Origin of the sequence: Actinomadura alba (assembly GCF_014323705.1) — a bacterium.
Classification (GTDB): Bacteria; Actinomycetota; Actinomycetes; order Streptosporangiales; family Streptosporangiaceae; genus Actinomadura_C; species Actinomadura_C alba.
On record NZ_JABVEC010000011.1, the window covers coordinates 207169 to 225617 of the forward strand.

Sequence of the window (18449 nt, forward strand, 5' to 3'; positions counted from 1 at the left end):
CCCAACATGAACCGCCTCGCCCGGGGTGGAGCGCTCAACCTGGTGGGCGCGGTGTCCGCGGGTGTGCTGGGCCTGGCCCTGGTCGTCATCGTGGCGCGCGTCTACTCTCCACAGGTCGCGGGGGCCTTCTTCGCCGCCACGTCGCTGTTCATCATCCTGAGCGCCGTGTCGGGCCTCGGCTCAGACGCGGGGCTGGTGCGGTGGCTGCCCCGGCACCTGGCGCTCGGCGACCCGGCGGCGGCCCGGCGCACGGTTCCGATCGCGCTGATTCCGGTGCTGGCGGTCGCCGGTGTCTCCGCCGTCGCGCTGGCGGCGGCCGCTCCGTGGGCCGCCGCGCTGATCGACAGCGGCCATGCCGTGGAGCTGACGGCCATGCTGCGCGTCCTCGCGGTCTTCCTTCCGATCGCGGCGTTGCACGACGGGCTCCTCGCGGCCACCCGGGGGCATGCGACCATGCGCCCCACCGTGCTCATCGAGAGGATTTTCCGGCAGGCCGCCCAGGTCACGGGAGTCGCCATCGCGCCGCTCGTCTCCGACCGTCCCGCCGCGCTGGCCCTGGCCTGGGCGCTCCCCTACCTGCCTGGCACGATCGCGGCCGCCGTCTGGTATCGCCGACTTGCCGTGCGTTCCATCCGGCACGCCGCGCCGGCCGCGCCCACCGACGCCGAGGCCGCTCCCGAGCCCGCCGACCGGGGGCCGATCCGGGAATTCTGGTCCTACACGGCGCCGCGCGCGGTCGCACAGATCTTCCAGACCGCGCTGCAGCGCGCCGACATCGTGCTCATCGCGGCTCTCGGCTCCGCACGCGACGCCGCCGTCTACACCGCCGCGACCAGGTTCATCGTGGTGGGACAGCTCGGTACCCAGGCCATCCAGCAGGTACTGCAGCCGGCGGTCAGCAGGCTGCTGACGCTCTCCGATCACGCGGCCGCGGGGCGCGTCTTCGCGGTCAGCACGGTATGGACCGTCGCCCTCACCTGGCCGGTACACCTGGCGGTCGCCACGGCCGCTCCCGCCTACCTGACGTTCTTCGGCGGCGATTACCCCCAGTCCGGGCAGGCCGCCACCGTCATCCTCGCCCTCACCATGCTGCTCGCCACGGCGAGCGGACCCGTCGATGTGATGCTGCTCATGGCCGGACGCAGTGGGCTGAGCCTGGTGAACAACGCCGCCGCGCTGGCGGTCAACCTCACCCTCAACCTGCTGCTGATCCCCCACCACGGCGTCGTTGGCGCGGCCATCGCGTGGGCCGCCGCCCTCGTCACCCGCAACCTGCTGCCACTGGTCCAAGTACGCCGGGTCCTCGGCATGAGCCCGATGAGCGCCGGGCTGCTGTGGGCCGCCGGCTCGGCCGTACTGAGCTTCGCCGTGCTCCCGCTGCTCGCCAGGGCCGGCCTGGGCACCGGGCTCGGCGCGGTGTGCGTCGGCCTGGTGCCCGGCGCCGTACTCTACGCCGTCCTCCTCTGGGTCGCCCGGCACCGGCTCTCCCTGACCGCCTTCGGCTCGCTGCTGCCCGGCAGGGCCGTGGCCATACCCTCCGCTACGTCCGACGCCGTTCCGAAGAGGAGTCTCCATGTCCACGGTTCGTAACCAGGTGCGCCGCAAGTCGCGCACGGCTCTGCGCAAGGCCGGGCTGGTCCCCAGCGGGCCCGTGTACGGGCGGATCGCGGACAAGGGGCGTGCGCTGCCGGTCCCCCCGAAGGCCCGGATCCTGCTCTCGACGGCGATCCTGCGCCGGCCGTGGCGGATCTCCGTCCCGCTGGACCGGCTCCTGCTCGGTGCGCAGGGAGGGTGGACGGCTCGGGGCTTCGCCGAGCGAACAGGCGATCTGCTGTGGCCGTCGACACCGCTGCTCGACGGCCCGCACATCGCGTTGCTGCGTCGGGCGTCCGACGGCGAGCCGACCGACGAGGAACTGCTGGACAGCCCGTACGGCCGTCTCGCGCAACGGTGCATCGACGCCGGCGGCGACTACTTCGGTGCGACCGACGACGCGGGCGTGGTGGCCTCGGCTCGCGCCTTCATCAGCCGATCGCGAGGTCACGACGTCCCCGGGGACCGGCGTCCCCAGCAGAGCACGTCGCTCGACCCGGTGCTCGTCGCTCCGGTCCGCAACTCCTCGTACTACCAGGTCCTCGACGGCCATCACCGGCTCGCGCTCGCCGCGCACCGGGGCGAGACGACCGCCCGGGTCGTCGCCAAGTGGGCACCGGTCACCACCCCGCTGCAGGACCTGCTCCTCAAAATGAGCTGGCTCGACGGGACCAAGGAGCTGTACCAGCCCATCGACGCACCGGAGCTGCGCGACTCCTGGACGACCGTACGCCGCTGCACAGACCGGCGGGACAAGATGCTGGCCTTTCTCCGCGAGCGCGGCATCGGGGCCCCGGCGACGTACCTGGACGTGGCGAGCTGCTACGGGTGGTTCGTCGACCAGCTGCGACACGCCGGCTTCACGGCCGGCGGCATCGAACGCGACCCGCTCGCCGTGCCGCTCGGGCGGGCCGTCTACGGGCTGCCCGAAGGAGTGATCGGCACCGGCGACTGCGTCGAGCTGCTCGGCACCTCGGATCGCCGCTGGGACGTGGTCTCCTGCTTCAGCCTGCTGCACCACTTCGTGCTCGGGCGCGGCTCGGTCGGCCACGAGGAGCTCATCAGGCTGCTCGACGGCGTCACCGGGCAGGTGCTCTTCTTCGACACCGGCCAGGAGAACGAAACCTGGTTCAAGAGCTCCCTGCGCGGCTGGAACCCGGAGAGCATCGCCGGCTTCCTGCGGGCCAACACCTCCTTCGATGAGATCGTCGATCTCGGCCCCGACGACGACGCGCGGCCTCCGTACGCCGACAACTACGGGCGTCACCTGTTCGCCTGTGTGCGTTCCCGCCCGTAGTCGCATGCGGGCCATGAGCACCGCCGGACGGCGATCCGCCGCCGCGGCACTCGTCGTCGCCGTCATCGCTTCGGCCCTGCCGGCCGGCGACACGGTCCGCGCCGCGGCGGCCGGAACGCCGGTGCCCGATGAGCGGCACCGCGTCATCCTCGGCGCCGTGGGCAACTCCCGCGCCGAGACGATCGCACGCGAGCGCGAGACCGGCCGGCGGATCCAGGGCATCCGGGCCTTCAAGCGCTGGAACGAACCGCTGATCGGCGCCGACCAGCGATGGGCGAGACGCACCCGTCACACGGTCTTCCTGTCGGTGAAGTCGCGACTGCGCGACGGTTCGCTGCTGCGCTGGCGGGACATCGCGGACGCCGCGCCCGGCAGCCCTCTGGACGCCGACCTGCGCCGGCAGGCCAGGGAGCTCAAGAGCTTCGGGGACACTATCTATCTGGTCTTCAACCATGAGCCGGACGCCAAGACGTCCCGGCCGATGGGAGAGCCCGCGGATTTCGTGGCCGCCTGGCGGCGGGTCGTCGCCACCCACCGCGAGGCCGGGGTCACCAACGCGCGGTACGTGTGGACCATGACCGATCAGGCCTTCCAGCAGCGATACGCCGGGCGCTACTACCCCGGTGACCGCTATGTCGACGGAATAGCCGTGGACGCCTACAACTGGTACGACTGCCGCGGGGGCCGGGGCCGATGGACCAGCCTGGCCGACCTCATCGAGCCGCACCGGCGGTTCGGTCTCGAGCATCCCGGCAAGGACCTCATGGTCCTGGAATGGGGTTCGGTCGAGGACCATGCCCGGCCCGGGCGCAAGGCCGAGTGGATTCGCGACGCCGCCGCGTTGTTCGACCGTCCGGCATATCGCGCCTACCGCGCCGTGGCGCATTGGGACGACCGCCACACCGGCCCGCCGTCCGGGCAACCATGCCGGTTCGACTACCGCACGTCGCCGTCCGCGATGCTCGCCTGGCGGGCGATGGCCGCGCATCCCGCATTCCAGGCCGGAGCCCCGCGGCCGGCAGCTCGGCGGCGGCCGGTGGCGATGGGCCTGACCGTCCTGATCGGGTCGGGCATGGCCGCCGGCCTCCTCTTGGCGAGGCTGCGGGCCAAGCGGCGCCACAAAGCGGCCGGCTCACCGCCGCCGCGGCCGAACCACCGCTAGGTGCTCGTGACCGGCAGGTTGCGGGGGTTGAAGTAGGGGGTGGTGGCGAGTTCCCGCAGCGCCGACGTCGCCGCCTGGTCGCCGCCGAGCGAGTACCGCTGGCCGGCCGTCCTGCCGGTCTTGTCGGAGTCGTAATAGATCACGGCCTTGATTTGCGGGTTCTGCAGGGTCTGGGCCGCCTTGCGCAGCCACTCGGCGCGTCGGGCGGCATAGGACCGCGGCACCCCGAACTCGCCGACCATGACGGGCTTGGGACGGGCCTTGGCCCACTCCATGAAGGCCCCTATCGACTCGGCCACGTTCCGGTAGTCCGAGCCGCTGCCCGGGTAAGCGTCCGCGCACAGCCAGTCGACCTGCTCGTCACCGGGGTAGTAGTCGGCCGCGTCACCGTCGGCGGCGAAGCCCGCGGCGGTCGGGCACCAGACCCAGGCGACGTTGTCCACCTGCTCCTGCAGGAAGAGCGCCCGGATGCGCTTCCAGGCGGAGACGTAGTCGGCGGCCGAGTTGACCCTCGATCTGAGCGCGCTGCGGTCCATTTCGGGCTGCCAGCGAACGAAGACCGGCTTACCGGTCGCCTTGATCGCACGAGCCCTTTCGCGGATCACCTGGTCCTCGCCTCCGGACACGATCGCCCGGGTGTCGGTGCCGTCCCAGGTGAGCAGCAGATAGCGGTTGCTGTTCATGACGGCCGTGTCCGACTCGCGCGGAAAGGGCTGCTCCCACTCCCGGAAGGCGTGCACCACATCCAGCTCCCGGCCGAGACTCGCCTCGAATCCGGTCACTGCTCGGAGTTCGCCGGGCTTTCCACGGTAGAACCTCGACGGTTCGACGAAGGCGCCGAAGTACGCGCCCTGCGCCGGAGGCGTGGGAGCGACACCGGGCAGCACCGTGGATTTGATCCGGGGTGGGTCGGCCTCGCTGTCGGCACAGCCCACGAGAAGCAGGGCCGCCACCGCCGCGATCATCCCTGTCGCCGCGCACGTACGCGCCTTCACATTCTCCTCCGCTCGGGTCAGATGCCGCGGCCACGAGCGTGGAGTGCCAACAGCACACGTTCGCCGGAGACGAGCCCGGACGCCACCGCCAGCGCGAACGGCACCCGTTGTTCCTTCCAGTTGGTCCGGAACGCGCGGCCCGCCCAGCGCGCCGCCTCCCGCCGCCGCCCGGCACAGGCGTGGCCGAAAGCGATCTGCGCATAGACCCGGGCCCCGCCGACCGGTGATCGTGCGATCTCGGGGTACCGGTCGAGGAACCACTGAAGGGCCGCGATTTTCGTTTCCCAGGCTTGGGCATAGTAGGACGTTCTGCCCCACAGCACCTGTACGTACGGATGATCCACATTAACGATCGGGTGACGCCGGGCGGCGCGCAACGCCAGATCCCAGTCCTCGCCCTGGCTTCCCGGGATCTCCTCGTCGACCATCCCCATCTCCATGAGCGCCGCTCGCCGGACGACGTACGTCGAGGAGTGCACCATGACCATGCGGGACCGGACGAGCTGGTCGTAGGTCACCTGCTCGGTCTCGGCGAGCCGCGGGATCCGCCGGCCGTCGAAGTCGACGAGGATGCCACAGCTGACCAGCTCGGCTCCGGCGTTCGCGGTGAGCGCGTCGACCTGGGCGGCCAGCTTGCCCGGCAGCCAGACGTCATCGTCATCGCAGAAGGCCACCAGGTCGGTGTCGAGCGCGAGGATCCCGCTGTTACGGGCGCCCGCCAGCCCGGGCGAGCGGGTGTTGGCGATGACCCGCACCCTGTCGCCGGCCAGGCTCTGGTTCGGTTCGGCACGATCGTAGACGACGATCGCCTGCAGTTCGCCGTCGTACTCCTGGGCCAGCACGGCTTCGAGCGCCTTGCGGAGCAGCTCCGGTCGGTTGTGCGTCGGCAGAACGACCCCTACGGAGGGCCGGACGCCGGGCGGAGGGGTCGGAAGATCTCTGGGGGTGTCCATGACCACCTCTGTCGTTGGGCGTCGGTCATCCGCCGTCGAGGATCATCCCGGCACCGACGGTCGCGTTCGTGGCCTCGTCGATGAGGATGAACCCTCCCGTCAGCCGGTTACGACCGTAGTCGTCGACGAAGAGCGGCTGGGTCACGCGCAGGGCGACCCGCCCGATCTCGTTGAGCTTCAGCGCCTGCGCGTTGTCGTCGCGGTGCAGCGTGTTCACATCGAGCCGGTACTGCAGGCCGGTGACCAGGGTCCGGGCCGTACGGGTGGTGTGCTTGATCACCAGCTTGGTACGAGGGGTCAGCGTCCGCTCGTCGTTCATCCAGCAGACCATCGCGTCGAGGTCCTGGACCACCCGGGGCCGGTTGTTCGGCCGAGCGATCATGTCGCCCCTGGAGATGTCGATGTCGTCGGCCAGCCGCAGCGTGACCGACATCGGCGGGAACGCCTCTGCGACCGGACCGCCGTCCGGCCCGTCGATCGAGGTGATCGTCGTGGTCAGCCCGGACGGCAGGTGCACGACCTCGTCCCCCGGCTTGAGCACGCCGCCCGCGACCTGCCCCGCGTAGCCCCGGTAGTCGTGCAGGGCCGGGTCGGTGGACTTGTGCGGCCGGATGACGTACTGCACCGGGAAGCGCACGTCGATGAGGTTGCGGTCCGAGGCGATGTGCACGTTCTCGAGGTGGTGCAGCAGCGACGGACCGTCGTACCACGGCATGTTCACCGACCGGTCGACCACGTTGTCGCCGTGCAACGCCGAGATGGGGATGAAGGTCAGGTCGCCGACCTCGAGCTTGGCGGCGAACGCGGTGAACTCGTTGTGGATCCGGTCGAACACCGCCTGGTCGTAGTCGACCAGGTCCATCTTGTTCACCGCGAGCACGAGGTGCGGAACCCTCAGCAACGTGGTGAGGAACGCGTGCCGCCGCGACTGCTCCAGCAGCCCCTTGCGGGCGTCGACCAGGATGATCGCCAGATCGGCCGTGGAGGCGCCGGTGACCATGTTCCGCGTGTACTGGATGTGGCCCGGGGTGTCGGCGATGATGAACTTGCGCTTCGGCGTCGCGAAGTACCGGTAGGCGACGTCGATCGTGATGCCCTGTTCGCGCTCGGCGCGCAGCCCGTCGGTCAGCAGAGCAAGGTTGGTGTAGTCCTCGCCCCGGTCGGCGCTGGTGCGCTCGACCGCCTCGAGCTGGTCCTCGAAGATGGACTTGGAGTCGTACAGCAACCGGCCGATGAGGGTGGACTTACCGTCATCGACCGAGCCGGCGGTGGCGAACCGCAGAATGTCCATGGACATGACTAGAAGTAACCTTCCTTCTTGCGGTCTTCCATGGCCGCCTCGCTGGCACGGTCGTCGGCGCGGGTCTGGCCGCGCTCGGTGATCCGGGTGGCCGCGATCTCCTCGATCACCTCGTCGAGCGTCGACGCGGTGGACTTCACGGCACCGGTGCAGCTCATGTCGCCCACCGTGCGATAGCGCACCACCGCCTCGAACGCCGGCTCGTCGTCGCCGCGGTTGGCGTACGGGCTGTCCGCGAGGAGCATGCCGTCGCGTTCGAAGACCATGCGCTGGTGCGCGAAGTAGATCGGCGGGATCTCCAGCTCCTCGGTCCGGATGTAGTCCCAGATGTCGAGTTCCGTCCAGTTCGACAGCGGGAAGACCCGGACGTGCTCACCCCGGCGGATCCGCGTGTTGTAGAGGTTCCACAGCTCGGGCCGCTGGTTCTTCGGGTCCCACTGGCCGAAGTCGTCACGGAAGGACACCACGCGCTCCTTGGAGCGGGCCTTCTCCTCGTCCCTCCTGGCCCCGCCGAACGCCGCCGTGAACTCGTGCTCCTCGAGCGCGTCGAGCAGCGGCACCGTCTGCAGGCGGTTGCGGCTGGCCCGCCGCCCGCTCTCCTCGACCACACGACCTCTGTCGATCGCCTCCTGCACCGACGCCACGACCAGCCGTACGCCCAGCTCAGCGACCCGGCGGTCCCGGTAGTCGATCACTTCCGGAAAGTTGTGGCCGGTGTCCACGTGCATCACCGGGAACGGAATCGGCGCGGGCCGGAACGCCTTCTCGGCCAGGCGCAGCATCACGATGCTGTCCTTGCCGCCCGAGAACAGGAGCACGGGATGTTCGAACTCGGCGGCCACCTCACGCATGATGTGGATCGACTCGGCCTCCAGGACAGCGAACTGGGACAGCAGGTAGTCACTGCGCATGGGACAGAGCCCTCTCTCCTCGTGATGTGGCGGCCTGGTTCGGGCAGGTGGAAGAGTACATGGATGTCAAAACCGCCGGCGTCCGTCAAACATTGCCGGGCGCGGTCGCCTGACCACCGCCCTCTACCTCCCGGATCCCGGCGAGCAGCATCGGCGCCAACTCCGGGTGGCAGACCAGGATATCCGGGAGTGTGGGGTCCTGCCTGTTGTAGACGAGCTCGGCGCCGTTGACCCTGGACGCGTGGGCTCCGGCGGCCAGCGCCACGGCCACCGGGGCCGCCGAGTCCCATTCGTACTGGCCGCCCGCGTGAACGTACGCGTCGACCTCGCCGACGAGCACCGCGGAGATCTTCGCGCCGGCGGAACCGATGGGGACGATCTCGGCGGTCACGCCCCGCGCCTCCAGGTAGTCCTGAAGCCCGGACATGAACCGTGGCGGGCGGCTCCGGCTCACCGTCACCCGGATATGACCGACGTCGGGCAGATCGCGGATGACGAGCGGCGAGCGCGCCGACGTGCTCTCGTCGACGACCTCCGCTCCGCCGGAAACGGTCGCGAGCGTCCTGCCCAAGCCCGGCAGCGCCACGGCGCCCGCGACGAGAAAGTTCTTCGTCCACAGCGCCACGTGCACGGCCCAGTCGTCGCGGCCCTCCTCGCCGAACTCACGGGTGCCGTCGAGCGGATCGATGATCCAGACCCGCTCGGCACCCGGTCGCGTCGGGTCGGAGCGGCCCTCGGGCCCCTCCTCGCTCAGGACCGCGTCTTTCGGCCGGTACCTGGCCAGAGCCGACATCAGGTACTCGTGCGACGCCCGGTCACCGGCGTCCTTCAGCGCGCGGGGATCGGCGAACCCCATGTCGTCTCGCAGGTCGAGCAGTAGCCGGCCCGCCGAACGGGCCAGCTCAGCGGCGAGCGCATGATCGTCCGCCGCGACCGGGCCGTCTTCCGAGAGCTTCGTCATTCCCGTGCCTTCGTCGTCGAGCGGCGGCGCCGCTGGGTCCCTCGACCTGATCACATCCGGCCGCGCGGCCCCGCGAATCCGGGGTCGTGAGACGAGTCTCACACGACCTGACGTCTCGGAACCCCGGCGCTACGGCCGCACCGGCTCAGTACGCACCGGACCCGTGCGCCACCGCGGACCAGGTCTTCCACAGGATCTGCAGGTCAAGCGCGAGGGACCAGTTCTCGACATAGCGTAGATCGAGCCGTACGGATTCCTCCCAGGAGAGATCCGCTCGTCCGCTGACCTGCCAGAGACCGGTCATGCCCGGCTTGACGACGAGGCGCCGCCGGACGTCGTCGCCGTACTTCGCGACCTCGTCGGGCAGCGGCGGCCGCGGCCCCACCATGGACATGTCGCCCCGCAGCACGTTGATGAGCTGCGGCAGCTCGTCGATGGAGTAGCGGCGCAACCAGGCTCCGATCGGCGTCACCCGCGGGTCACTCTTGATCTTGAAGAGCACCCCGTCGTCGTGCTCGTTCTGCGCGATCAGCTCGGCCTTGCGCTTCTCGGCGTCGGGCACCATCGTGCGGAACTTCAGGAGGGTGAACTCTCTGCCGTCCTTGCCCACCCGCGTCTGCCGGAACAGCGCGGGGCCGTCACTGTTGACGCGGATCGCCACCGCGACCGCGCCGAACAGCGGACCGAGCAGGAGCAGGGCCAGCAGCGCGGCCGCCCGGTCGAACAGGCTCTTGGCCAGCTGCCGGCCGCCGCTCAGCTCGGGGTGCTCCACATGCAGCAGTGGCAGGCCGGCCACCGGGCGAATGCTGGTCCGCGGGCCCGCCACGTCCATCAGCGCCGGGGCGACCACCAGGTCGGTGTCGTTCTTCTCCAGTTGCCAGGCCAGGCGGCGCAGGGCCACCCCATCGAGCTCGGGACAGGCGAGCACCGCAACCGTGTCGGCGCGCGTGGAATCGACGACCAGCGCGGCCTCGACGAAGTCGCCCATGACCGGTACGCCCTCGACCTCACGCGTCTCATGGTCACCGGCGCCGATGACCTCCGGGAGGCAGACCGCGACGACGTCCATGCCGTGGTAGCGCTCGCGGCGCAACTGACGCACGAGTTCCGCCACTGCGCCCTGGTGCCCCATCGCGACGACGCGGCGCATGCAGGTGCCGGCGTTGCGCAGCCGGTGCAGGTGCTTGCGCAGCAGGAAGCGGCCGAAGAGGTTCAGGACGGTCGCGAGCGGCAGCGCCAGCACCACATAGCCGCGGGCCAGCTCGGTCTTGGTGGCATAGGACAGGATGGCCAGCGAGGCGGTACAGGTGAAACCGGCCTGCAGAACGCGGCGGAACTCCTCCGACCCCACGCCGATGAGGCGCCGCTCGTGCGCCCGGAACATCACCAGCGTCGCCAGCCACAGGACCGGCAGCGAGGCGGTCACCACGACGTACCGGGTGCTGTACGCCGTCGGCGCGCCGAATCGAACGATGAAGGCGATGAAACCCGCCGCGAGCACACTCAGGAAGTCGACCCCGAACGCGGCGCGGACATACCAGTTCGGCCACGAGGTCGCCTGCTCTCGCCGATGCCCGGCCGGAACGGCGGAATCAGCCAGAACCCGATCGACCACAGTCATACGCGCATCACGCCCCGCCACACCGACTACTCGACACCCGGACGTCACGAAGACGCCTCAAGGCCACGGTTGGTTCACCTAACGCACAAACCTCATGTGGCGAGAATCTTACGGCCGCTTCACACTCGGCGAGCGCCGTTCGTCAAGACACCTGTCCGGCCAGGAGCGGGGCCGGGCGTGCACAGCGACGCGAGGCGACGATGTGACCAAGGTCACAGTCAGCGGGCGCCGTGGAAGGCGTTCTGGGCGTCGGCCAGGCCCAGCCCGATGAGCGCCTCGACCGCGTCCGCGGCATGCTCTACCTGCAGCTCGAGTTCTTTACGCTCGGTCGCTGAGAAGTCACGGAGCACGAACACGGCGGGGTCCATCCGGCCGGGCGGGCGCCCCACCCCGAAGCGGGTACGGAGGTAGCCGCGGTCACCCAGCGAGCCGGTGATGGAGCGCAGCCCGTTGTGACCGTTGTCTCCGCCGCCCCGCTTCAACCGGATCGAGCCGTACGGGATGTCGAGCTCGTCGTGCACCACGACGATCCGGTCGAGCGGCACCTTGTAGAAGTCGCGCAGCGCCGCCACCGGGCCACCGGACACGTTCATGAAGGATCGCGGCTTGGCCAGCACCACGCGCGTCCCGGCGCCCTCCGGGCCGGGAACGTCGAGCCGCCCCTCGACGACGTCGGCGCGCGCCTTGTGCGACTTGAACCGGCCGCCGACGCGGCGGGCCAGCGCGTCGACCACCATGAAGCCGGCGTTGTGCCGATTCCCCGCGTACGCCGGGCCGGGATTGCCCAGCCCGACGATCAGCCATGGGGTGTTCATGGGCTCGCTCCGCTCGCCGCCTCAGGGCGCCCCGCGGGCGCCGCCTCAGGGCGCCCCGCAGGCGCCGTCACGACGAGAACGCCCCGGCCTTGGGGGACGGGGCGTTCTCGATATCTCCTGTTCACCGATCGTGGATCGGTGTGCGTCACTCGGTGGACTCGGCGCCCGCTTCGGCGGTCTCGGCCTCGGCCTCGGGGGCCTCGCCACTGATCTCGGCCTCGACCTGGTCGGCGGTCTTCTCCGCCACGACGTGCAGGATCAGCAACTCCTCGTCGGCGGCGAGGGCGACGCCGCGCGGCAGCTTCAGGTCCTTCGCCAGGACTGTGGCACCGACCTTGAAGCCCGCGACGTCGACCTCGACGGCCTGCGGGATCTGGGTGGCCTCGGCCTCGACCTCGATCTGCACCATCTGCTGGTCGAGCATGCCGCCGGGCGCGATGTCACCGGTCACCTGCACCGGGATCTCGACGTTGACCTTCTCGCCCAGCTTCACCAGCAGCAGGTCGATGTGCTCGAGGAAACCCTTGATCGGGTCGCGCTGCACGTCCTTGGGCAGCGCGAGCTCCTCGCCACCGTCGAGACCCTGCACGCGGAGCAGCACGTTCGGGGTCTTCAGGGCCCGCATGAGGTCATGGCCGGGAAGTGAGATGTGCTGTGGGTCGGTGCCGTGACCATAGAGGACGGCGGGCACCTTGCCGGCCCGGCGGGTGCGCCGGGCGGCACCCTTACCGAACTCGGTGCGCGGCTCGGCGGCGATGCGTACCTCGGACACGGCGAAAACTCCTCGTCAAAAAATGAAGCTGGTCGGTGCCGACTCGATACTCGATGCTCGTATCTGCGTCGAAAATCGTCGGGGCGCGCCCTGCGGCGTACGGGACCGTACAGCACAGCGTGGGGCGCACGCAGTCCCAAGAGTCTAGCCGATATGCGGCCCGCAAACCGCATCAGGGCCAGTGATCAGGACTGCCCGCCGAAGAGGCTGGTCACTGAACCGTCGCTGAACACTTCGTTGATCGCCCGGGCGAGCAGCGGCGCGATGGACAGCACCGTCAGCTTGTCGAACTGCTTCTCCTCGGGGATCGGCAGAGTGTTCGTGAGCACGACCTCGGAGATCCGGGAGTTCTTGAGCCGGTCCACGGCCGGGCCCGACAGCACACCGTGCGTGGCGGTCGCCACGACCTTGGCCGCTCCCTGGTCGAACAGCGCGTCGGCCGCCTTCACGATCGTGCCACCGGTGTCGATCATGTCGTCCACGATCACGCAGGTACGGCCCTTGACCTCACCCACGACCTCGAAGACCCGGACCTCGTTGGCCACCTCGGGATCACGCCGCTTGTGGATGATCGCCAGCGGGCAGCCCAGCCGGTCGGTCCACCGCTCGGCGACGCGCACCCGCCCCGCGTCCGGCGCCACCACGGTCACCTGGGCGGGGTCGAGCTTGCTCTCGACGTGGGTGGCCAGGATGTCGAGCGCGAAGAGATGGTCGACCGGCCCGTCGAAGAACCCCTGGATCTGCGCCGTGTGCAGGTCGACGGTGATCAGCCGGTCCGCCCCCGCGGTCTTGAACAGGTCGGCCATGAGCCGCGCCGAGATCGGCTCACGGCCGCGGTGCTTCTTGTCCTGGCGGGCGTAGCCGAAGAACGGCGCCACGACAGTGATCGTCTTGGCGGACGCGCGCTTGAGCGCGTCGACCATGATCAACTGCTCCATGATCCAGTGGTTGATCGGCGCCGTGTGGCTCTGCATCACGAAAGCGTCGCTCCCGCGCACCGACTCCAGGAACCGGACGAAGGTCTCACCGTTGGCGAAGTCGTAGGCCGCCGTCGGCGTCGGCTCGACCTCGAGGTTGTGCGCCAACTCCTCGGCCAGCTCGGGGTACGCCCGGCCGGAGAAGAGCATCAGTTTCTTCTCGCCGGCCGCCTTGTTGGCACTCACGTTCTACTCCCACCCTTGCTGGACTTCATGACTCGCCGGCGGACGCTTCCCTGGCCCGGCGTGCCGCCTCGGCGGCCGGGGTCCCAGCGCGTTTGCGCTCGACCCACCCCTCAATATTGCGCTGCCGGCCCCGTGCGACGGCCATCGCCCCTGGTGGGACGTTGCTCACGATCACCGAACCGGCGGCCGTGTAGGCGCCGTCGCCGATCTCGACCGGAGCGACGATCATGTTGTCGCTGCCGACCTTCACGTGGTCGCCCACGGTGCTCCGGTGCTTCTCCACACCGTCGTAGTTGACGAAGACACAGGCGGCGCCGATGTTGGAGCCCTTGCCGATGTCGGCGTCGCCGACGTAGGTGAGATGAGGCACCTTGGAACCTTCCCCCACGACGGCGTTCTTTATCTCGACGTAGGTGCCGACCTTGGCGCCGCGGCGCAGCCTGGCGCCGGGCCGCAGGTAGGCGAAGGGCCCGACGCCGACCTCCGGGCCGATCTCGGCGCGGTCGCAGACGGCGTTGACGACGGTGGCGTCCTCACCGACGACGGTGTCGGTGAGGGTGGCGCCCGGGCCGATCTCGGCGCCCGCCCCGAGGTGGGTACGGCCGCGCAGCCGGGTGTCCGGGTGGAGGACGACGTCCGGCTCGGCCGTCACGTCGACGTCGACCCAGGTGGTCTGCGGGTCGATCACGGTTACACCGGCGCGCATGTGCCGCTCGAGCAGGCGGTCGTTGAGCTGCCTGGTGGCCTGGGCGAGCTGGACCTTGTCGTTGACGCCCTGCGTCTCGATCCAGTCCGCGGCCTTGTGGGCGCCGGCCCGGTGACCGTCGCCGCGCAGGATGGCGATGACGTCGGTGAGATACTCCTCACCTTTGGCGTTGTCGGTGGTCACCCGGGTGAGGGCGGCCCCGAGGAGCTCGCCGTCGAAGGCGTACATGCCGACGTTGATCTCGTTGATCGCCAGCTGCGCCTCGTCGGCGTCCTTGTGCTCGACGATCGCGCGGACGCTGCCGTCGGCTGCACGGACGATGCGGCCGTACCCGGTCGCGTCCGGGATGTCGGTGCTCAGGATCGTCGCCGCGTTGCCCTCCTGCTCGTGCACGCGGACGAGCTCTCTGAGGGTCTCACCGCGCAGCAGCGGGTGGTCGCCGTTGGTGACCACGACGGTCCCGGCGAGTGCCCCTACCTGCTCGAAGGCCATGCGCACGGCGTGACCGGTGCCGCCCTGCCGGTCCTGGACCACCGGCTGGGCGTCCGGAGCCGTGTCCTTGAGATGGGCGATGACCTGCTCGCGGCGGTGACCGACCACGACGATCAGGCTCTGCGGTTCGAGCTCGCGGGCCGCGGTCAGCACGTGACCGAGCATGCTGCGGCCGCACAGCTCGTGCAGGACCTTGGAGGTGCGGGACTTCATCCGGGTGCCCTCACCGGCGGCGAGGACGATTACAGCAGCCGGGCTCACTTGAGGAGACTCCTCGGCGTCGCGGACGGGACAGTCGGGCTGCGCCGGAGGCGCCAGATGGCCGACGACCTGCGTGAACACCAGTAGCGACAGGCCGCTGCCCGCCCGACCATCGAAGGATACCGTTCGTCCCGACGCTGTCACTCCGACAGGTTGCGTTCGCCCGCACGACCGCCGGGGGCGGTGGGTGCGGCGGACACCGATGCGCTCCGCCGCCAGGAGTCGAACCTGGAGTCTTCTGGACCAAAACCAGCTGCGTTGCCAATTACGCTACGGCGGATCGAGTGCACATCTCTTCTATAAGGAAGAGCTTCAATCAAGGATCACGATACCGGCCCGGGCAGGTGCGCCGACAACCCAATTGAGCCGTGTCCTTCCGCGATCGGGTGCCCACCCGCCCGTCCCGGCGCCAGGCCGTCCCGGCCGGGAGACCGGCCGGTGAATCGAGGGTGCGTCGCCGGGTAAGAGTCATGAGACCAATTCGTTATAAATGCCACGCCATAGCAGACGTGGGTCACGTTCACACCGAGTTCAGCCAAGCGAGGTTGGCTTACTTACGCAAGCGTAGGTTACGTTGGCGTAGGTAAGGCCAACCTCAGAGAGAGCGGTATCTCATGACCGAAGCTCCCATCCTCGATCGGCCGCGCAAAGAACCCCGTCCCGAGATCGAGCCGGAGCCGACAGGCACCCTCGAGCGCGTCCTCACCGGGGTGTTCACCGCCGTCCCGTTCCTGGCGCTTCTCGCCGCCGTACCCCTGGCCTGGGGCTGGGGTCTGCTCGGCTGGAGCGACGTCGTGATCGGCACCGCGTTCTACTTCATCACGGCGGGCGGCATCACGGTGGGCTTCCACCGGTATTTCACGCACGGATCCTTCAAGGCCGTACGCCCGCTGCGCATCGCGCTGGGGCTGGCAGGCAGCCTCGCCATCCAGGGGCCGGTGATCACGTGGGTGTCCGACCACCGCCGGCATCACAAGTACTCCGACAAGGAGGCCGACCCGCACTCGCCGTGGCGGTTCGGCTCGGACTGGAAGGCCCTGACCAAGGGCCTGTTCTGGGCGCACTACGGCTGGCTCTTCGACCCCGAGCGCACCTCTCACGAGCGGTTCTCCCCGGACCTGCTGGCCGACAAGGACGTCAGGCGGATCGACGCCGCGTTCCCCGCGCTGGTCTTCGCCTCGTTCTTCCTGCCCGCCGCGCTCGGCGGCCTCGTCACGATGTCCTGGCAGGGCGCGCTGACGGCGTTCTTCTGGGCCTCCTTCGTGCGGATCTCGATGGTCCACCACGTGACCTGGTCGATCAACTCGATCTGCCACACGTTCGGCGTCAAGGACTTCGAGGTCCGCGACAAGTCCCGCAACGTATGGTGGCTGGCGATCCTGTCGCTGGGCGAGTCCTGGCACAACCTGCACCACTCCGACCCGACGTGCGCGCGGCACGGCGTGCTGAAGGGTCAGGTGGACATCAGCGCCCGCATCATCTGGGTGTTCGAGAAGCTCGGCTGGGCGTACGACGTCCGCTGGCCGAACCCGGACCGGCTGGCGACCAGGCGTGCGACCCGCGAGGCCTGATCTCCCGTCTCTCTCCCCGGCCTGCGCGGGCCGGGGACGGTCACCGGCCGGCCCCGCGACTTGCTCATCGCCGGCCGGCTACGGCGAGTGCGGCCGGACATGCGGGATGATCTCCTCTTTCCCGTGAAAGGCGGACCATCATAGATTCCGTGACTGAACCAGCACCTCGGTCCCGCAGGAAGCGCATGACCGGGAAGGAGCGGCGCGAACAGCTGCTCGACATAGGCCGGGGACTGTTCGCCGAGCGCGGCTTCGACGGCACGTCCGTGGAGGAGATCGCCGCCAAGGCGGGCGTGTCCAAGCCAGTGGTGTACGAGCACTTCGGCGGTAAAGAGGGCCTGTACGCGGTGGTGGTCGACCGCGAGATGGAGCGGCTGCTCGCGTCGGTGACCAGGGCGCTCACCGACGGCGTCCACTACCGGGACAAGCTGGAGCAGGCCGCCCTCGCGTTGCTCGAGTACATCGAAGAGTGCAGCGACGGGTTCCGCATCCTGGTTCGGGATTCACACGGCGCCGCGGGCACCGGGAGCTTCGCCAGCCTCTTGAGTGAGATCGCCCACCGGGTCGAGCACATTCTCGGCCGGGAGTTCGATCACCATGGCTATGACGACAAGTTCGCGCCGATGTACGCGCAGATGATCGTCGGCATGGTCGCGTTCACCGGCCAGTGGTGGCTCGAGGCCCGCAAGCCCAAGCGCGAAGAGGTCGCCGCCCACCTGGTGAACCTGGCGTGGAACGGTCTCTCGAGGCTGGAGCCCAAGCCCTACCTCGACCCCAAGCGGCGCCGCAAGGAGCGCGAGAAGCTGGAGAAGAGGGCCGAGAAGGCGGCCGCCAAGGCCGAGCGCCGGGGCAGGAAGAGCGATGACGAGGCGCCCGAGCCGGGCTGGGCGCCCCAACAGGCCGAGAGCCCGGGCCCGGCCTGAGCCGACCGCCGGGAAAGTGTCCGGAGCCGACCCTAGAATTCGAACACAAGTTCGAACGAAGGGTGAGTGATGAACAATCCGGCCTGGACCCCCGCCCCGATCCCCGCCCCGACCGCCCGCTCGGTCGCACCTGTGCTCGACTGGGCCGAGATCAAGCGCTTCGCCGACGCCCTCGCCGCCGTCGACCGCGACGCGGTGCCCGAAGATCCGGTCGGCCGGGCGATCCATTTAGCCGTCGCCGAGCTGCACCGGTCCGGAGTCAGCGAACCGGCCAATGAGCGCCTCACCGAGCTGCTGGCGCCGCTCCACCTGGCGCTCGCCGCCCTGAGCGACGCGTATGTCGGCCGGGCGGCCCCGCCGGCACTGGTCGGGCTGGTGCTCCGCGTCGACGACGCCAAGTCACTCCTGGAGACGCCGGACCTGGGCGTCGTCGCGACCGAGGAGCTGGCCGGCCGGCTCCGCAGGCTGTACGCGGGGATCATCGCGCTTCGCGGCGCTTCGTCGCGGCTGCACCGGGCGTGGCGCGCGGCAGATGGGGCCGGGCGGTGACCGCCGGGCACGGCCCCGCGCACGAGCGCCGGTCCGGTACGGGTCCTTCGGCCCCGCAGGATGCCGGGCCCGGCCGGTCCCCCGGCGGCACGCGGGCCCGGGCGGGCGATGACACGGTGGCCGACGACTGCGCCATGGACTTTCTCAGCGAGCTCGACGACGTCCTCTGGATTCTCGAGGACACCACCAGCCGCGTCCCTGAGGTCGCCTTCCGGCACGCCGCCGACAAGGCCGGGCACGTGCGCGAACTTCGCCGGCTCCTTCACCGGGCACACGTCGTGCTGGTGGCCTGGGAGCGCGAACTCGAGGCCGGCGACTGACCGTTCCGGGCGGCGGCCGAAGACCCGACCGGTCGCCGCCCGGCCCACGCGGGCCGCCACCGGAGCGCCGCACCACGAGCTCAC

At 69.8% G+C, this 18449-nt stretch carries 17 protein-coding genes and 1 tRNA gene; 7 read left to right on the top strand and 11 right to left on the bottom strand.

Annotated elements, in window-relative coordinates:
• Positions 1-6 precede the first annotated feature (6 nt).
• From HKK74_RS16985 to HKK74_RS16995, 3 genes are read left to right on the top strand one after another with little or no spacing between them, the layout of a single operon-like run.
• A complete protein-coding gene (locus HKK74_RS16985; protein ID WP_246491645.1) occupies positions 7-1590 on the top strand; it encodes an oligosaccharide flippase family protein in 1584 nt (527 codons plus the stop codon).
• The gene (locus tag HKK74_RS16990; protein WP_187244187.1) at positions 1574-2890 is read left to right on the top strand and encodes a class I SAM-dependent methyltransferase; all 1317 of its coding nucleotides are present in this window, start codon (positions 1574-1576) and stop codon (positions 2888-2890) included. Before HKK74_RS16985 ends, HKK74_RS16990 begins: the two co-directional genes overlap by 17 nt.
• A 13-nt stretch (positions 2891-2903) precedes the next feature.
• Positions 2904-4052: a glycoside hydrolase family 26 protein gene (locus tag HKK74_RS16995; RefSeq protein WP_187244188.1), complete on the top strand. Its 1149-nt coding sequence runs from the start codon at positions 2904-2906 to the stop codon at positions 4050-4052.
• Here HKK74_RS16995 and HKK74_RS17000 read toward each other — a convergent pair.
• The 11 genes from HKK74_RS17000 to HKK74_RS17050 all read right to left on the bottom strand — a co-directional run bounded on the left by HKK74_RS17000 (position 4049) and on the right by HKK74_RS17050 (position 15282).
• Positions 4049-5047 carry a glycosyl hydrolase gene (locus HKK74_RS17000; protein ID WP_312881549.1) on the bottom strand — a complete coding sequence of 333 codons (999 nt, stop codon included), beginning with the start codon at positions 5045-5047 and terminating at the stop codon, positions 4049-4051. The genes HKK74_RS16995 and HKK74_RS17000 overlap by 4 nt on opposite strands.
• Positions 5048-5064: 17 nt before the next feature.
• On the bottom strand, positions 5065-6000 hold the full coding sequence (locus HKK74_RS17005) for a glycosyltransferase family 2 protein (RefSeq protein WP_187244189.1): 936 nt from the start codon (positions 5998-6000) through the stop codon (positions 5065-5067).
• Between the two features lie 25 nt (positions 6001-6025).
• Complete coding sequence (locus HKK74_RS17010; RefSeq protein ID WP_187244190.1) at positions 6026-7297, bottom strand: sulfate adenylyltransferase subunit 1; 1272 nt, start codon at positions 7295-7297, stop codon at positions 6026-6028.
• A gap of 2 nt (positions 7298-7299) precedes the next feature.
• Positions 7300-8211 carry a sulfate adenylyltransferase subunit CysD gene (cysD, locus tag HKK74_RS17015; RefSeq protein ID WP_187244191.1) on the bottom strand — a complete coding sequence of 304 codons (912 nt, stop codon included), beginning with the start codon at positions 8209-8211 and terminating at the stop codon, positions 7300-7302.
• 85 nt (positions 8212-8296) lie between these two features.
• Positions 8297-9172: a 3'(2'),5'-bisphosphate nucleotidase CysQ gene (locus HKK74_RS17020; RefSeq protein ID WP_187244192.1), complete on the bottom strand. Its 876-nt coding sequence runs from the start codon at positions 9170-9172 to the stop codon at positions 8297-8299.
• A 145-nt stretch (positions 9173-9317) separates the two neighbouring features.
• Positions 9318-10793, bottom strand: coding sequence for a sugar transferase (locus tag HKK74_RS17025; protein WP_187244193.1), 1476 nt, complete (start codon positions 10791-10793; stop codon positions 9318-9320).
• A gap of 218 nt (positions 10794-11011) precedes the next feature.
• Positions 11012-11608: an aminoacyl-tRNA hydrolase gene (gene pth, locus HKK74_RS17030; RefSeq protein WP_187244194.1), complete on the bottom strand. Its 597-nt coding sequence runs from the start codon at positions 11606-11608 to the stop codon at positions 11012-11014.
• Positions 11609-11753: 145 nt separating this feature from the next.
• Positions 11754-12380, bottom strand: a complete 627-nt coding sequence (locus tag HKK74_RS17035; RefSeq protein ID WP_187244195.1) for a 50S ribosomal protein L25/general stress protein Ctc — start codon at positions 12378-12380, stop codon at positions 11754-11756.
• 185 nt (positions 12381-12565) lie between these two features.
• A complete protein-coding gene (locus HKK74_RS17040) occupies positions 12566-13543 on the bottom strand; it encodes a ribose-phosphate diphosphokinase (protein ID WP_187244196.1) in 978 nt (325 codons plus the stop codon).
• 25 nt (positions 13544-13568) lie between these two features.
• Positions 13569-15002 (bottom strand): bifunctional UDP-N-acetylglucosamine diphosphorylase/glucosamine-1-phosphate N-acetyltransferase GlmU, encoded by a 1434-nt coding sequence (gene glmU / locus HKK74_RS17045; RefSeq protein WP_187244197.1) that lies wholly within the window; start codon positions 15000-15002, stop codon positions 13569-13571.
• A 207-nt stretch (positions 15003-15209) separates the two neighbouring features.
• Positions 15210-15282, bottom strand: a tRNA-Gln gene (locus HKK74_RS17050).
• Between the two features lie 334 nt (positions 15283-15616).
• Here HKK74_RS17050 and HKK74_RS17055 point away from each other — a divergent pair.
• The 4 genes from HKK74_RS17055 to HKK74_RS17070 all read left to right on the top strand — a co-directional run bounded on the left by HKK74_RS17055 (position 15617) and on the right by HKK74_RS17070 (position 18365).
• On the top strand, positions 15617-16573 hold the full coding sequence (locus HKK74_RS17055; RefSeq protein WP_187244198.1) for an acyl-CoA desaturase: 957 nt from the start codon (positions 15617-15619) through the stop codon (positions 16571-16573).
• Positions 16574-16758: 185 nt separating this feature from the next.
• A complete protein-coding gene (locus tag HKK74_RS17060; protein WP_187244199.1) occupies positions 16759-17496 on the top strand; it encodes a TetR/AcrR family transcriptional regulator in 738 nt (245 codons plus the stop codon).
• 69 nt (positions 17497-17565) lie between these two features.
• Positions 17566-18045, top strand: a complete 480-nt coding sequence (locus HKK74_RS17065; protein ID WP_187244200.1) for a hypothetical protein — start codon at positions 17566-17568, stop codon at positions 18043-18045.
• Positions 18042-18365, top strand: a complete 324-nt coding sequence (locus HKK74_RS17070; protein ID WP_187244201.1) for a hypothetical protein — start codon at positions 18042-18044, stop codon at positions 18363-18365. The genes HKK74_RS17065 and HKK74_RS17070 overlap by 4 nt, the downstream gene beginning before the upstream one ends.
• The last annotated feature ends 84 nt before the right edge of the window (positions 18366-18449 follow it).